The organism is Streptomyces sp. NPDC079141 (assembly GCF_040686775.1).
Classification (GTDB): Bacteria; Actinomycetota; Actinomycetes; order Streptomycetales; family Streptomycetaceae; genus Streptomyces.
Genome location: NZ_JBFBLP010000005.1, coordinates 77,103 through 91,901, shown reverse-complemented (window position 1 = coordinate 91,901; position 14,799 = coordinate 77,103). Strand labels below are relative to the sequence as shown.

General features: G+C 70.4%; 17 protein-coding genes and 2 pseudogenes. 8 read left to right on the top strand and 11 right to left on the bottom strand.

Translation table 11 applies throughout. From position 1 onward, the window contains the following. Positions 1–298 precede the first annotated feature (298 nt). Both AB0Q90_RS17100 and AB0Q90_RS17095 read right to left on the bottom strand, forming a co-directional pair. Positions 299–511, bottom strand: coding sequence for a DUF397 domain-containing protein (locus AB0Q90_RS17100; RefSeq protein ID WP_363161333.1), 213 nt, complete (start codon positions 509–511; stop codon positions 299–301). Next, positions 508–1,383, bottom strand: a complete 876-nt coding sequence (locus tag AB0Q90_RS17095; RefSeq protein WP_363161334.1) for a helix-turn-helix transcriptional regulator — start codon at positions 1,381–1,383, stop codon at positions 508–510. The genes AB0Q90_RS17100 and AB0Q90_RS17095 overlap by 4 nt, the downstream gene beginning before the upstream one ends. 155 nt (positions 1,384–1,538) lie before the next feature. Between AB0Q90_RS17095 and AB0Q90_RS17090 the strand changes: the two are divergent. From AB0Q90_RS17090 to AB0Q90_RS17080, 3 genes and pseudogenes are all read left to right on the top strand, one after another. Further along, positions 1,539–1,781, top strand: a pseudogene (locus AB0Q90_RS17090) (ATP-binding protein); the annotation flags it as partial. 1 nt (position 1,782) lies between these two features. Further along, a pseudogene (locus AB0Q90_RS17085) lies at positions 1,783–2,028 on the top strand (helix-turn-helix domain-containing protein); the annotation flags it as partial. Between the two features lie 61 nt (positions 2,029–2,089). Then, positions 2,090–2,686 carry a Uma2 family endonuclease gene (locus AB0Q90_RS17080; RefSeq protein WP_363161335.1) on the top strand — a complete coding sequence of 199 codons (597 nt, stop codon included), beginning with the start codon at positions 2,090–2,092 and terminating at the stop codon, positions 2,684–2,686. Between the two features lie 8 nt (positions 2,687–2,694). Here AB0Q90_RS17080 and AB0Q90_RS17075 read toward each other — a convergent pair whose 3' ends face one another. Continuing rightward, a complete protein-coding gene (locus tag AB0Q90_RS17075) occupies positions 2,695–3,159 on the bottom strand; it encodes a DUF2000 domain-containing protein (RefSeq protein WP_363161336.1) in 465 nt (154 codons plus the stop codon). Here AB0Q90_RS17075 and AB0Q90_RS17070 point away from each other — a divergent pair. Then, positions 3,158–3,967 carry an AraC family transcriptional regulator gene (locus AB0Q90_RS17070; protein ID WP_363161337.1) on the top strand — a complete coding sequence of 270 codons (810 nt, stop codon included), beginning with the start codon at positions 3,158–3,160 and terminating at the stop codon, positions 3,965–3,967. The genes AB0Q90_RS17075 and AB0Q90_RS17070 overlap by 2 nt on opposite strands. Positions 3,968–3,976: 9 nt before the next feature. After that, complete coding sequence (locus AB0Q90_RS17065) at positions 3,977–4,642, top strand: class I SAM-dependent methyltransferase (RefSeq protein WP_363161338.1); 666 nt, start codon at positions 3,977–3,979, stop codon at positions 4,640–4,642. Here the strand turns inward: AB0Q90_RS17065 and AB0Q90_RS17060 are convergent. From AB0Q90_RS17060 to mshA, 5 genes are all read right to left on the bottom strand, one after another. Continuing rightward, complete coding sequence (locus AB0Q90_RS17060) at positions 4,624–5,415, bottom strand: hypothetical protein (protein ID WP_363161339.1); 792 nt, start codon at positions 5,413–5,415, stop codon at positions 4,624–4,626. The two genes, AB0Q90_RS17065 and AB0Q90_RS17060, sit on opposite strands and share 19 nt — an antisense overlap. 103 nt (positions 5,416–5,518) lie before the next feature. Beyond that, positions 5,519–6,499, bottom strand: coding sequence for a hypothetical protein (locus AB0Q90_RS17055; protein WP_363161340.1), 981 nt, complete (start codon positions 6,497–6,499; stop codon positions 5,519–5,521). 19 nt (positions 6,500–6,518) lie between these two features. Next, positions 6,519–7,037, bottom strand: coding sequence for a SigE family RNA polymerase sigma factor (locus AB0Q90_RS17050; protein WP_363161341.1), 519 nt, complete (start codon positions 7,035–7,037; stop codon positions 6,519–6,521). A 217-nt stretch (positions 7,038–7,254) separates the two neighbouring features. Next, positions 7,255–7,755: a YbjN domain-containing protein gene (locus AB0Q90_RS17045; protein ID WP_363161342.1), complete on the bottom strand. Its 501-nt coding sequence runs from the start codon at positions 7,753–7,755 to the stop codon at positions 7,255–7,257. Next, on the bottom strand, positions 7,748–9,085 hold the full coding sequence (gene mshA, locus AB0Q90_RS17040) for a D-inositol-3-phosphate glycosyltransferase (protein ID WP_363161343.1): 1,338 nt from the start codon (positions 9,083–9,085) through the stop codon (positions 7,748–7,750). Before mshA ends, AB0Q90_RS17045 begins: the two co-directional genes overlap by 8 nt. Positions 9,086–9,375: 290 nt before the next feature. Here mshA and AB0Q90_RS17035 point away from each other — a divergent pair, with 290 nt between their 5' ends. From AB0Q90_RS17035 to AB0Q90_RS17025, 3 genes are all read left to right on the top strand, one after another. After that, complete coding sequence (locus AB0Q90_RS17035) at positions 9,376–10,095, top strand: class I SAM-dependent methyltransferase (RefSeq protein ID WP_363161428.1); 720 nt, start codon at positions 9,376–9,378, stop codon at positions 10,093–10,095. A 235-nt stretch (positions 10,096–10,330) separates the two neighbouring features. Beyond that, complete coding sequence (locus AB0Q90_RS17030; protein ID WP_363161344.1) at positions 10,331–11,413, top strand: C40 family peptidase; 1,083 nt, start codon at positions 10,331–10,333, stop codon at positions 11,411–11,413. A 312-nt stretch (positions 11,414–11,725) separates the two neighbouring features. Beyond that, positions 11,726–13,015: a SpoIIE family protein phosphatase gene (locus tag AB0Q90_RS17025; protein ID WP_363161345.1), complete on the top strand. Its 1,290-nt coding sequence runs from the start codon at positions 11,726–11,728 to the stop codon at positions 13,013–13,015. A gap of 15 nt (positions 13,016–13,030) precedes the next feature. On the opposite strand, the gene AB0Q90_RS17020 is transcribed toward AB0Q90_RS17025, so the two are convergent. The 3 genes from AB0Q90_RS17020 to AB0Q90_RS17010 all read right to left on the bottom strand — a co-directional run bounded on the left by AB0Q90_RS17020 (position 13,031) and on the right by AB0Q90_RS17010 (position 14,778). Further along, on the bottom strand, positions 13,031–13,366 hold the full coding sequence (locus AB0Q90_RS17020; RefSeq protein ID WP_363161346.1) for a DUF2516 family protein: 336 nt from the start codon (positions 13,364–13,366) through the stop codon (positions 13,031–13,033). A gap of 105 nt (positions 13,367–13,471) precedes the next feature. After that, on the bottom strand, positions 13,472–14,119 hold the full coding sequence (locus AB0Q90_RS17015; RefSeq protein ID WP_363161347.1) for a hypothetical protein: 648 nt from the start codon (positions 14,117–14,119) through the stop codon (positions 13,472–13,474). Between the two features lie 80 nt (positions 14,120–14,199). After that, positions 14,200–14,778, bottom strand: coding sequence for a helix-turn-helix transcriptional regulator (locus AB0Q90_RS17010; protein WP_363161348.1), 579 nt, complete (start codon positions 14,776–14,778; stop codon positions 14,200–14,202). Positions 14,779–14,799: the final 21 nt, after the last annotated feature.

Here is a 14,799-nt window from a genome sequence, read left to right as displayed (position 1 = left end):
GATTCACGAGGGGGGAAAGCGTGTCGCGGGGGGCGGTGTGAGGGATCAAACCACGGAGCACCGCAGGCATCCACTGAACCGCCGCTCCCACCTGGGCAGTTGACGACCCCGGCTCCTCATCCGTGCAAACACGGTCACCGCTCAGGGGCAGTTTCTCTACATGTCCGCACCTCATAGCCTGCCCACAGGCCTTGCCGTCGCCACTGCGAAGCGGACATCTCCGCACCAACCGAGCGCCTACGCATCCCAGTTGCGCACGCCCTGTGCAGATTCCGGATTCCGGCTGTCCGGGTCCGGATCAGCCCTCGGACGCGTACGGCACGAAGTCGGCCCACGAGGAGGGCGAGAGGGTGAGGCGGGGGCTGGTTTCGCCGTATTTGGAGTCGCGGATGTGGATGGTGCGGGGGGCTACCGCGATCTCGACACAGGACTCGCCATCGTTGCCGCCGCTGTAGCTGCTCTTGAACCACGCCAGTTCGGAGGCGTCCCCGGCGGCGGTCTTGCGGATCATGTCTCTCCCAGCAGTTGCTCGATGAGGGCCAGCGACTCCCACGGAGGAAGGGCCTGCGCTCGGATGGTGCCATACCGCAGTTCAAGGATGCGCAGATGTTTTGGGTCCGAGGTAGGACGGCCGCTGAACGCCCCGTCCGAGCGCCCCACCGCTGTGCCGTCCGGGAACTTCAGCACCTCGATCCTTCCGTCCAGACCGGAGTGGACCTCGCAGCTCATCGGCATCACTTGAAGCACGACGTTGTGCAACCGCCCGATCTCAAGCAGATGTTCGAGCTGCCGTCGCCACACCATTGTGCCCCCGACAGGACGTCGTAGAACCGCCTCCTCCAGCACGAAGTGAATGGACGGAGCCGGATCGCGCTCGAACACCGATTGCCGGGCCAGACGGGCCGCCACCATACGGTCCACGTCGTCCGGGGAGTACGGCGGTTGCGCCGCACCGATCACGGCCTTGGCGTGCTCCTGCGTCTGCAACAGCCCGGCGATGACGTGGCACTCGTACACCCCGATCTCAACCGCCTGAGCCTCCAGCTTCCCCAGCTCCCGAACCTTCTTCGGGTACCGGACCTTCTTCACGTCCTCCCACATGGCCGCGATGAGCCCGCCCGCGTCCAACACCTCGTCGGACCGGTTCAGATACTCCTGCCGAGGAATCCGCTTCCCGCCCTCGATCTTGTAGACGAGGCCCTCGCCGTACCCGATCGCCGCCCCGAACTCCGGGGCTCGCATCCCCGCCGCCTCCCGCCGCAGCTTCAGTTGCCGTCCGACCGTGGCGATGACCGCTACGCCCCACTCGTCGTCCGGGTCCACCTCCCAACCCGGCTCGTCCGCCTCGGTCCTGAGCCGTCCCGCCTCCGCGTCCACCGACATCCCGCACTCCTCCGCCGTACCACCGAATCACGACGGCCCTTACCCGTACGACCGGTCCTGACAGCCCCTACATCACTGGACAACGACTGGACAGTCACTGTACGCAACGGCGTCGTCACTGTTCACGGTAAGCGCACACCACAACGCTGAGTGACGTGAATCAGGAAACCGCCGAACTCAACCGCCTCATCCGCAACTTCAGCATCCAACTGTCCCCCACACCCCGCGGCGCCCGCCTCGCCCGTCTCCTCGCCACCGAGCAACTCCGCAGCTGGGGACTGCCGTTCGAAGAGGCGGCCCATATCGTCGCCGAACTCGCCGCGAACGCAGTCACCCACGGACGCGTCCCGGGCCGCGACTTCCGCCTCACGCTCTACGTCGTCGGCGACACCCTCCGTACGCGACGTCAGCCCCGACGCCGTACGCCACGCCCTCACCACCGACCTGCCCCCCGAGCCCCTGTGCCGCCCGGCCGCCCTGCTGGCCCACCGCCTGGCCACCCAGCTACCGCCCCCACCCCCCTTCACAGCACCGGCACCCCAGCGCCACCCCCTCCAGAACTGCGACGGCTGCGACCACGCCTTCCGCGCCCCGGAACCCGGCCGCTGCCCCGACTGCCGATCAGACCTCCCAAAGGCCGCCTAGCATGAAAGCGACGATCCTTGCGCCCGGACTGCCTGGGCACGGACAACGAGGAGCGAGCGCCATGACCATCGCCCCGGACAACGCGCGACAGGGCGCCTCTCCTCTCTACCGGGCCATGCGGGACTTCGTGCAGTCCACGGACGACACCCTTCCCGGCAAGTTCGAGATCACCAAGGAAGGGATCGTCCTCGACATGATGTCGCCCTCCAAGCCGCACGAACTCACTGCGCTGCGCGTCCGGAAGCGCTTGGAGAAGGTGATGCCAGAGGTACTCGTGGCCCACACCGGCGAACCCGACGTCGAGGACGCCTCCGAGGGCATCATGCGCCGCCCCGACGTGATGGTGATCGCCGAGACGGAGATGGAGGGAGACGGCTCCTTCGACCCTCGCTCGATCATGGCTGCCGTAGAGATCGTCTCCCGCTCCAACCCCGACAACGACTGGATCAGCAAGGTCCGCGACTACCCACTCATCGGCATCCCCATCTACGCGATCTTCGACCCCCGTACCGGCACCGGCGCCGTCCTCACCGACATCCACCCCACCCCCGACGGCCCCCGCTACGCCACCCGCAAGGACTTCGTCTACGGCGAGGACGTCACCATCGCCGACTGGACGATTCCGACGGACGGTCTGCCGCTCTACCCGGCGACCTGAGTTGATGCTCAGGGGTGCATCCGCGCCCCCTTCAGCGCCTTGTCCACCGCGTTGCGCGGGCCGTACACCGCAAGGCCCACCACATCCAGCTCCGCCGTCCCCACCGCCCGCACCGCCGCCCGGTTGTCCCGGTCGTTGCCCGTCGAGAACAGGTCGCTCGTGAAGACCGCCCGGGGTAGCGCGCGAGAGAGCACGCGCGCGTGGGCGTTCTTCAGCGTCTCCTTCGTGCCCTCGAAGACCAGGACCGGCTGGCGGAACATCGGCAGGTACGGGACGCCGTCCGCGTCCTCGTAGGGCTCGCCGATCACCTCGGGGAGCTGCGTGCCCAGGCCGCTGACCAGGAACGCGGTGACGTTCAGGCGTTGCCAGGGTTCCAGGTCGTCCCGCAGCAGGACGGCGATCTTCGTGTCGAAAGCGCTCATGGGACGAGACTGCCGACCGCGGCCCGACCCCGTCTTGTACGTTCTTTGCATGGCCGCCCGGCAGGAAGTCACCGCGTGGCGTCCCCGCGTTCCGGGCGTCACGGAGGTCTTCCACGCCCACTTCACCGAGTACGCGTACCCGATGCACGTCCACGAGGCGTGGACGCTGCTCATCGTGGACGACGGGGCCGTGCGGTACGACCTCGACCGGCATGAGCACGGCACCCCGAACGACACGGTCACCCTGCTGCCGCCGCACGTGCCGCACAACGGCTCCCCGGCGACCCCGGACGGCTTCCGCAAGCGCGTGCTCTACCTGGACGGCACCCATCTCGACGACAGCCTGATCGGGGCCGCCGTGGACGGGCCGGACCTGCGGGATCCCGTACTGCGGCGGCGGGTGGGGCAGGTGCACACCGCGCTCGTGCGGCCCGGCGAGGAGCTGGAGGCCGAGAGCAGGCTGACGCTGATCGGTGAACGGCTGCGCGGGCTGCTGCGGCCAAGGCTCGTCACAGAGGTACCGGCCCGTGACCCCGCCCTCGCCCGGCGGCTGCGCGAGCTCCTCGACGAGCGGGTGGTCGAAGGGCTCTCGCTGGAGGAGGCGGCCGGGCTGGTGCAGGCCCACCCCGCCCATCTCGTACGGGCGTTCAGCACCGCGTACGGCATCGCCCCGCACCAGTACCTCAACTCCCGCCGCGTCGACCGCGCCCGCGGGCTGCTCCTCGACGGGCGGCCGATCGGCGAGGTCGCGGCGGCGACCGGCTTCTACGACCAGGCCCATCTCACCCGGCACTTCCGGAAGTTGGTGGGGACGACCCCCGGACAATATGCCGGGACAGGAAGGCGACGGACCTCTTAGTCTGCGCGTATGGACTGGCATGAGTGGCATGGTGCGTACGACAGTCCCGACTCCTACCTCGCCCGCCGGCTGGCCCTTGTCCAGCACCGCGTCCGGCTCGCCCTCGACGAGGCGCCACCGGGGCCGCTGAGGGCCGTCAGCCTCTGCGCCGGGCAGGGCCGCGATCTGATCGGCGTACTCGCGAAGCATCCGCGGGGCGGTGACGTCCGCGCCCGGCTGGTCGAACTGGACAAGCGCAACGTCGAGGCGGCGCGGGCGGCGGCCGCGGCCGCCGGGCTCTCCGGCGTCGAAGTCGTCGTAGGAGACGCGGCGTTGACCGATCACTACGCCGGTATGGTGCCCGCCGATCTGGTCCTGGTGTGCGGGGTCCTCGGCAATCTCACGGATGCCGACACCGAGCGCACCCTCGACCACTGCACCCGGTTGTGCCGGACGGGCGGCACGGTGGTGTGGACGCGGACCCGGCACTACGACACACGCGTGTGCGAGTGGCTGGAGAAGCGCGGCTTCGAACGGCTGTGGGTGACCGGGCCGGACATCCCGTACGGGGTCGGGGCGCACCGGTTCACGGGTACTCCCCGGCCACTGCCGGCCGGGGAGCGCATGTTCACGTTCGTGGGCTACGACGCCCTGCACCGCCCGGCGCCGGGCACGGCTCAGGTGACGTCTACGTAGTCGCCCGCGGACGTCGCCCCGCCCGTCGTGGACGTCTCGCTGAACGTCCAGCGCCAGTAGCCGTCGGCGGAGGCGGTGACCGTGGTCTTCAGGTAGCCGGTGGAGCCCGCCTGCACGATCTTGACCGTGTTGTACGTGCTGGTCCCCGCCTTGCGGAACTGGAGCTTGGCCGACTTGCCGCCGTAGCCGACGTAGGCGTGCTTGACCCAGTCGGCGCGGGTGAGCCTGCCGGTGACGGTGAGGGTCTTGCCCTTGGCGACCGGTTCCGGGGAGGCGTTGACGGTGGCCTTCGCCATGCGCTTGACCTGGACGGTGCCGAAGCCGGTCAGGTACTCCTCGGCGTCGGGCCGGCCGTCGGGGCCCCAGGTGCTGGCGGAGACGGCGATCTTCCAGGTGGTGGCGTCGTTGTTGGAGTCCAGCCGGTAGGGCGGGTCGATGTAGAGCTCGCCCTCGACGGACCCGTCCTCGTAGTAGGTCTCGCTGCCCGAGTAGATGCCCCCGCTCTGGGCTCCCTGCGCGACCGTGACGTCGTGGTACAGGAAGGGGGATGTCCCGACGTCGTTGTACGCGTAGCCCGAGGGCCGCTTGACGTCGAACGTGAAGTCGGGGGTCACCTTGGCGGTGGTGCCCACGATGATGGGCTTGCCGTTGTTGATGACCAGGTTCGACACCGTGATCCCGGTGTCTGCTGCCTCCGCGGCCGGCGCGGTGAACGCCACGAGGGCGAGCGCTCCCGCGAGCGCAACCGCGGAGCCGGATCTGCCTGCGCGCATGCACAACCTCTTCAGGTGGTTGGGGGGTTCTGGCTTCGGCAGGCTAACAACCGGCATGGGCACGACTGTTCGTGAGCCCCTCTTGTGAGCGGGGTTCAACTGCTCACTTGGAGACGACCCAGGGCTGCCACTTCTCGCTGGTGGCGGCCTGCGTGATCTGCTCCATGGTCAGCGGCGGTTCCTCCACGCGCGCGGGGCCGTGCTTGTTGTCCGTGCCGTTGGACACGGTGATCACGATCCGGGTGCCGTCCTTGCGCAGCACGTCGGCCGTGCGTCGTACGAAGGTCCCGTCCGTGTCCTCGTAGGCGATCTGTACCGAGCCGTCGTCGAGGTTGCGGGCCGAGCACGAGGTCTGGCGCAGGCCGGGATCGCGCCGTTCCTGGCAGGAGTAGAACTTCTTGAGGTCCTTCTCGTCGGCCTGGCGCGGCTTTTTGCCCTCGTCCTTGCCAGCTCCCTTCGCCGCTTCTTTCGCCGTGGACTTGTCGGGAGCCGTCCTGCCGCTCTTGTCCGTCTCCTCCGGTGTGCTTCCGGCGGCCTCTCGCGCCTCCTCCTTGCTGAGCGCCTCGACCGTGGTGAGCTGGAAGCCGCCCTGCACGCTCACGGCCACCTCGGCCTGCCCGCCGTCCGCGGTCATCAGCAGCCGTCCGCCCGCCTCGACGGGAAGGCCGCTGTCCTGCTTGTCCCCGTCCCACCACCGGTATCCGCCGGTCGCCGGGTCGCCGGGCAGCAGGTCCTTGAGGGTCTTCACCGCCGCCTCGCCGGTGAGGGCGGTCTTGCCTGCCGGGGCCGAGGTCCGGGATGCCGCCAGGGAGAATTCAGGGATGGTCACGGCGGATTCGGAACCCGCGGCCGTCGTGCCGCCCGCACCTTCTCCCCGCAGGCCGCCGAAGAGAACACCGCCCACGAGACCGACGCCGAGGGTGAGTCCCGCCGCGCCCCACTGTGCCTGCCTGCGTCGCCTGAGCCGCCGCCCCCTGGTCATTCCGCCGGTCACCAGATCGGTGGCCGGCGGCGGAAAGTCTCGTACGTACTCGTCCAGAACCTGCCCCAACCGGGGCCCGAAGTCCTGCTCTTCCTCATTCACCGTTGCTTGCCGCCTTCCTTCACAGTCCGACGAGAGCGTCGTGCTCGCCGCCGAGCGCCTCCCGGAGCTTCGCGAGCGCGCGCATGCTGCGGATCCGCACGCTTCCCGCGCTCAGACCGAGGTCGGCCGCGGTCTGGGAGACGCTTCTGTCCTCCCAGTACCGCAGCACGACCACGGCCCGGTCCTGCGGCGCCAGCTGTGCCAGGGCCTGGGACAGCGCCACCCGCAGGGCTGAGTCCTTCGCCTCCACCGACCTGTCCGGCAGGTGTTCGACCGGCCTCTCGTACGTCCGATGCAGCCGGACATACGAGAGGTACGTGCGCATCAGAACCGTGCGCGCGTAGGCCTGCGGATTGTCCGCCGAACGGACTTTCCGCCAGGACACGAAGATCTTCCCCAGGGCGGTCTGCACCAGGTCCTCGGCCAGATGCCAGTCCCCGCAGACCAGGAGCGCGGTTCGGAAGAGGCGTGGGCTCACGGCCTGCATGAACTGCTCGATCTCGGCCTGCCGACGAGCAGCCCCACCCCTGCCGACCATGGACCATTCCCTCCCGGTAACCCGTACGCGCTCACACCTGACATGACGCCGCGGGCTGCTCGCTTTGTTACGCGGCCGGCGCGAGAAGTTCGCCGGAGGCACCGGCTCATGCCGGCACAGGCGAAGGCCGCGGCCCTCATCTAAGAGAGCCGCGGCCTTCGACAGAGCCCGCCGTACCGGCGCAAGGCCTCCGCGGGCTGGATTCGGAAAGCGGGAATCAGCCCGCCGGACGCTGCGTCAGATGCGTGAACGCGTCCAGGTTGCGCGTCGACTCGCCCCGGGAGACCCGCCACTCGTACTCCCGGCGGATGGCGCTCGCGAAGCCCAGTTCCAGGAGGGTGTTGAAGGCGCCGTCGGCGGCTTCGAGGACCTGGCCGAGGAGGCGGTCGAGCTCTTCGGGGGTGATGGAGGTCAGGGGGAGCTTGGCGGTGACGTAGACGTCGCCCAGTTGGTCGACCGCGTAACTCACGCCGTACAGCTTGAGGTTGCGCTCCAGGAGCCAGCGGTGGACGCCGGGTTCGTTCTCGTCGGGGTGACGGATGACGAAGGCGTTCAGGGAGAGGGAGTGGCGGCCGAGGAGGAGGGAGACCGTCGTCGAGAGTTTGCGGGTGCCGGGGAGCTGGACCACGTAGGTGCCGGCGTCCGGGCTCTCCCAGGAGAGTTCGGCGTCCTTGAGGAAACCCTCGACGACCTGCGCTGCCTTGTCTGCCTCAGCCATGGTGCGAGCGTACGCGACGGCGGTGGGCCTGGGCCGCTGCCGTGTACACGTCCGCCGTGGCGGCGGCCGCGGTGTCCCAGCCGAAGGACTGGGCGTGCCGGGCTGCGGCGTCGCCCATGCGGAAGGACAGCTCCGGGTTGTCGGCGAAATCGCTCAGCACGCGCGCGTAGGCCTCGGGCTGGTGGCCCTGGACGAGGAAGCCGGTCCGGCCGTCGCGTACGGCCACCGGGAGGCCGCCGACCGACGCCGCGAGGACCGGGGTACCCGCCGCCTGCGCCTCTATGGCAACCAGGCCGAAGGACTCGCTGTAGGAGGGCATGACGAGCACCGAGGCGGCGCGGAACCAGTCCGCCAGCTGCTCCTGGCCGACCGGCGGGTGGAACCGTACGACGTCGGCGATGCCGAGGCGGGCCGCCAGCTTCTGGAGGCCCTCGGGCTTGGCGAGGCCGCTGCCGCTGGGGCCGCCGACCACGGGGACCACCATGCGGGAGCGCAGGTCGGGGCGCTGGTCCAGGAGTGCGGCCACCGCGCGCAGCAGGACGTCCGGGGCCTTCAGGGGCTGGATGCGGCCCGCGAAGAGCGGGATGAGGGCGTCCTGCGGGAGGCCCAGGCGGGCGCGGGCGGCGGCGCGGCCGTCGGCGGGCGAGAAGCGGTCGAGGTTCACACCGGGGTGGACCACGGCCACCTTGGCGGGGTCGGCCGTGTAGTGGCGTACGAGTTCGTCGGCCTCCTCCGCCGTGTTCGCGATGAGGCGGTCGGCGGCGGCGACGATCTGGGTCTCGCCGATGACGCGGGCGGCGGGCTCGGGGGTGTCGCCGGCGGCCAGGTTGGCGTTCTTGACCTTGGCCATGGTGTGCATGGCGTGCACCAAGGGGGCGCCCCAGCGCTGGGCGGCGAGCCAGCCGACGTGGCCGGAGAGCCAGTAGTGCGAGTGGACCAGGTCGTAGTGGCCGGGGCGGTGGCCGGCCCATGCCTGCATCACGCCGTGCGTGAAGGCGCACAGCTGGGCGGGGAGTTCCTCCTTGGCAAGGCCCTCGTAGGGGCCCGCGTCGACGTGCCGGACGGTGACTCCGGGCGCCATCTCGACGGTCGGCGGGAGGGCGGCGGTGGTCGCGCGCGTGAAGATCTCGACCTCGATGTTGATCGCGGCGAGGCGCTGCGCGAGCTCCACGATGTAGACGTTCATGCCGCCGGCGTCGCCGGTGCCGGGCTGGTGGAGCGGTGAGGTGTGCACGGAGAGCATCGCGACGCGGCGGGGGCGGCGGTGCAGACGCAGCCGCGGGGGTGCCGCCGGGGAGCGACGCCCGAGCCTGCTGACGTAGTGGCTCACGTGGCGGTCCTCCTCGCTGCGGGCATGCCTGCGGGAGGACGTGCGGGGCCCTCCACGGGGGTGCAACGCCGGAAGTGGCCACTCCATTTCCAGCCGCGGGTTCTTTGCCGAATCATTACCGACACTCGCTCAACCGTTCGAGAGCGGGAGGAGTCCCCCGGGCGCATACCCTCGTACACATGACAGCCCGCGCCGCCGCCCTCCCCCACGCTCGGCTTCGCTCGCGCGGGGGGACCCCCATCGTCGGCACGGTGACGCGCGGGACGACCAATCCGAACCGGCTGCGCCGCATGGACCGCTGGATCGCGGCGGCGCACGGCGCCGAGCTGCGCCGCGCCGCCGATCCCGTCGCCGTCGACCTCGGATACGGGGCGGCCCCCTGGACGGCGGTCGAGCTGCTCACGCGGCTGCGCGCGGCGGCGCCACGCGCGCGCGTGGTCGGCGTCGAGATCGAACCGGCGCGGGTCGCGGCGGCCCGGCCGTACGAGCGCGAGGGGCTCGTCTTCCGGCACGGCGGCTTCGAGATCCCGGTCCCCCAGCGGCCGCTGCTGATCCGGGCGGCCAACGTGCTGCGCCAGTACGACGAGGCCGAGGTGGCCGCCGTGTGGGAGCGGCTGTGCGCGCGACTGGCACCGGGCGGACTGCTGGTCGAGGGGACCTGCGACGAGATCGGGCGCCGGCATGCGTGGGTCGCGCTCGGCCAGGAGGGGCCGCGCACGGTGACCTTCGCGACCCGGCTGGGCTCCCTGGAGCGCCCCTCGGACCTGGCCGAACGGCTGCCGAAGGCACTCATCCACCGCAACGTCCCAGGCGAACCCGTGCACGCCTTCCTGCGCGACTTCGACCGCGCCTGGGCCGCCGCCGCGCCCTACGCCTCCTACGGCGCCCGTCAGCGCTGGATCCGCGCGGTGCGGGATCTGACGGCCGACTGGCCGGTGACGGACGGGCCGGTGCGCTGGCGGCAGGGCGAAGTGACGGTGGCGTGGGCGGCGTTGGCCCCCCGCGGATGACTCCGCACACCCGGTGACCTGCGGGGAACGATCTCCGTGAGTCGTTCGTCACAAAGGCGGGGAGATCGTCGTGCGGGGGCGGGAAAAGGGGGATGCACCAGAAGTCGCCGGTAGCCGCTGGTAGCCACCGGTAGCGCTGTGTCTGTCGGCACCTCTGTCGTTTTGCGCCGCGGCATGGCACGATCCCCCAGGCATCCGTAAGTTACTGACGGTAAATCAGGTTGGGGGAAGAGGTATGGGTACGGGCAGGCGCAGCCTGATCACTGCTGCCGTGACCGTGGTCTGCGCGGTCACCGTGCTGGCGACACCCGGGACCGCGTTCGCGAGTCCGAGCCCCAAGCCCACACCGAGCGCGTCGGCGAGCCCGTCGACTCCCGTGACCAACAAGGACCTTGAGGCCGTACGCAAGAAGCTCGACCGGCTCTACCACGACGCGGCCGTCGCCACCGACGCGTACAACGCCGCCGAGGAGAAGGCCGAGAAGCAGTCCGCCGAGATCGTGGCGCTGGCCAAGAAGATCGTGAAGGGCCAGAAGAAGCTGGAGAAGTTGAGGGACCGCGCGGGCGCCGCGGCCGCCGCCCAGTACCGCAGCGGCGGACTGCCCGACGAGGCCCGGCTGATGCTCAGCGACGACCCGCAGGAGTTCCTCGACGGCGCCGGCCGGGTGATCCAGGGCGAGCGCGCCACCAAGGGCCTGCTCGGCGAAATGACCCGCACCCAGCAGGACTTGGAGCAGTACGCCCAGGACGCCTCCGCCCAGTGGGAGAAGCTGGAGGCCAACCGCAAGGCGAAGGCCAAGGCCAAGAAGGAGATCAAGAAGCAGATCGCGGCGGCCGAGGAGCTGGAGTCCGAGCTGGAGGCGGAGGAGAAGAAGCGCCTCGCCGAACTGGAGCGGCAGGCCGCCCACGAGGCGCAGACCGCCTGGCTCGACTCCGGCATCCTCGACGAGATCGACGGCAAGGCGACCGCCCAGGGCAAGAAGGCCGTCGAGTACGCGACCGCCCAGATCGGCAAACCGTACGTATGGGGCGCCGAGGGCCCCGACAGCTTCGACTGCTCCGGCCTGACCTCACAGGCGTGGGCGAGCGCGGGCCAGGGCATTCCGCGCACCTCGCAGGCGCAGTGGCAGCAGCTCAAGCGCGTCGACACCAAGGACATGCGCCCCGGCGACCTCATCATCTACTTCGACGACGCCAGCCACGTCGGGGTGTACGTCGGCGACGGCGCGATCATCCACGCCCCGCGCCCCGGGCGCACGGTGACCCTCGCCGGGGCGGGCTCGATGCCGATTCTGGGCGTGGTCCGGCCGGGGGCGTGAGCGTCAGGGCCACAACTCCGGCCGAAGATATGACAAAAGCTGCGAGACGGGCGTCACGTGGTCCCGGTCACGTGACGCACCGCACGACCGCCGGCGCCGCAAACCCCGTACGGACGTGACGTTCGTCATTCCCGCACGTTTCCCGCCCTGCCCAACTGAGGTACGGAACGCGGCATATGACAGTGGCGTGCCGTCCAACGACGTGGCCTGCACCATTCCTTTACCGCGCCGACTACCGCTATGGTCCCCGTCGGTGGGTCGAGGTCCCTCGCACCCGCCATGCCCTCGGGGGGAGGGAAGGAACTCAGGACAATGCCCGTACCCGTACCGCGGCAGAGAGCGATCCCGGCCGTGGAGAGTGGTCAGGCGCAGGCCGCGCCCACAGCCGGCGGCCCCTCCAAGGACAACAACCACGCCAAGGACAACACCCACACGAACCTGACGCTGCTGCTGATCGAGGACGATCCCGGCGGTTCCACGGTCCTGCCCGAACTGCTGGACCGGGCCGGCCGGCCGATCCGGGTCCGCACCGCCCGCAACCTCACCGAGGCCGAGCGGCTGCTCACCGACGACGTCCACTGCATCCTGCTGGACCTCGCGCTGCCCGCCCCCGGCCGCGGCGACGAGGACGACGAGCTCGCCGTGCTCAGGCATGTGCTGGAGCTCGCACCCCGGCATGCCGTTCTCGCGCTCACCGCGTCCGGGGACGGCGAGCGCGGCGCCGAGGCGGTGCGCGTGGGCGCCCAGGACTACCTCCTGCGCGACGAGCTGGACGGCCGGCTGCTGAGCCGCGCGATCCGCTACGCCGTGGAGCGGAAACGTTCCGACTCGGCCGAGCGACGGCTCGCCGAGGGCCGCGTGCGGGCTCAGGAGAACCGCCGGCTGGAGCGCGGCCTGCTGCCCACACCGCTGCTGGAGGGCTCCTCACTGCGGTTCGCCGCGCGCTACCGGCCCGGGCGTTCGCGCGCCCTGCTCGGCGGCGACTTCTACGACGTCGTCCGCACCGCCGACGGCACCGTGCACGCCATGATCGGTGACGTCTGCGGGCACGGCCCGGACGAGGCCGCGCTCGGTGTGGAGCTGCGGATCGCCTGGCGGGCGCTGACGCTCGCGGGGCTGTGCGGCGACGAACTGCTGGGGACGCTGCAGCAGGTCCTGGAGCACGAGCGGGCGGACGACGAGATCTTCGCGACGCTGTGCACGGTCGACATCGCGCCGGACGGACGACGCGCGGGGCTGTGCCTCGCCGGGCACCCGTCGCCGCTGCTGGCCCGTCCCGGGCGCGCGGCGCGGCTGCTGCCGTACGACAACAACGGCCCCGCGCTCGGGCTGCTGTCCGGGGCCCGGTGGCCTCGGATGCAGGTGGAGCTGGGGGCCGAGTGGAGCCTGATGCTCTACACCGACGGTCTCATCGAGGGGCGGGTCGGTGAGGGCCGGGAGCGGCTCGGGCAGGACGGGATGGTGTCGATGGTGCGGCGCCAGCTCTCCGAGGGGCTGCGGGGAGAGGCGTTGCTGCGAGCGGCGGTTACGGAGGTTCGCGAGCTCAATGGGGGCGAGCTGACCGATGACGTGGCTGTGCTGCTGCTGGATCGGGCGGGCTGAGCGGGGCGCCGGCGCCTACCGCCCGCCGTTCCAGGGGCCGTAAGGGCCGTCGCTGCTCGAACCCCGGCGGCTGTTGCGGCCGCCGCCCGGGAGGCTGCGGATCGCCGGGCGTACGTCGACCATGTAGACGATGGTCGCGATGAGGCCGATGATCGGCAGGAACGACAGGATGTTGAAGATCAGGTTCACCACGAAGGCGAGCCCCAGGACGATCAGCCAGAACGGCTTGGTCTGCTTGCTCGCCGCCCGGTAGGCGTCCTCGCGGCGCGTGGCGGCGTCGATCAGCGCGAAGCCGCTGAAAAGGATCAGGGCCATGCTCAACAGCCACATGAAGTTTGTGAAGCCCTGCATCAGCACAACGTCCACCACCCGACTCGGCTCGTCCCTACGCGGTCACCGTACCCGTAGAACGGGCCGGACACCCCAAGGGTGCCCGGCCCGCCCAACTGACGTCGGCTACTTCGCGGGCGGCGTCGTCTTCTTGGCGGTGGTCTTGCGCGGGGTGGCCTTCTTGGCGGTGGACTTCTTCGCCGGGGCGGCCGCTGCGGGCTTGTCCTCGGCGGGCTTGTCCTCCTCCTTGACCTCGACGGGCTCGGCCTTCGGCTCGACGGCCGCGGCGAGCTCCTCGATCTCCTCGGCCGCCTCGCCGCGCCAGGTCTTCACGGCCTGTTCACCGTGCTCGGCGACCTTCTCGTAGGTCTCGCGGGCCTTCACGGCGTACTCGGCGGCGACGCCGACACCGCGCAGCGCGATGTCCTGGGCGCTCTCGCCGAACTTCTTCAGGTCGGCGTCGATCGTGGTGCCGAGCTTCTTCAGGTCGCCGTCGAGGGTGTTGAAGAACTCGGTGACCTTCGCCTGAAGGGTCTCCTGCGTCTCCTTGACGCGGGCACCGGCCTCCTTGGCGCGCGTGGCGGCCTTCTCCTGGACGGCCTTCGGGTCGGTGTTGCGCACGGCATCGATGCGGGCCGGGGCCTCGGCGCGCAGCTGCTCCACCAGACCGGGCACCTTCTTGGCCTCCTGGAAGGCCAGATCACCGGCGCCGGCGAGGAAGTAGAGCGGGGTCGGGTCCGTAACGGCCTTGCGGATGTCGTCGGTGATGGCCATGGTGATGGTCCTCCCGGGTCGCTTGCAGGTGAGGGTTTTTTGGTGTCCCGCGGCTGTGCGACCGGCCGATGGTGGCCGGTTCAGCCGGCCGACTGCTGCGGGTCTTGCGGGTCTTGCGCGTTCTGTGTGCTCTGCGTGTTCCGCCGCTTGGGCGAGCTGCGTCGCTTGCGCGGCTTCTGCTCGACGGCGTCCTCGCCGTCGCCGGACGTGCGGGTACGGCGCTCCACGGGCCCGGCGTCCTCGCCGTCCTGATCGCCCGTCGCACCGTCGCTCAACGAGACGTCACCGAGCGGGGCGTCGCCCGGCATCCCGAAGCCGTTCTCCTTGCGGAAGGACTCGTAGATCTGGAGCAGCACCTGCTTCTGCCGCTCGTTCAGCGTGGGGTCCGCGAGGATCGCGGCACGCGTCTCCACCTCGTCCCGGTCCCGCTCCGCGTCGAGGATGCCGGCGCGCACGTACAGCGTCTCGGCGGAGATCCGCAGGGCCTTGGCGACCTGCTGGAGCACCTCCGCGCTCGGCTTGCGCAGCCCGCGCTCGATCTGGCTGAGGTACGGGTTGGACACGCCGGCGGCGTCGGCGAGCTGCCGCAGCGACAGTTGCGCGTTGCGCCGCTGCTCGCGCAGATACTCACCGAGATTGCCGACGTTGAGCGTTGCCATATCCCCACCCTGCACCATCCG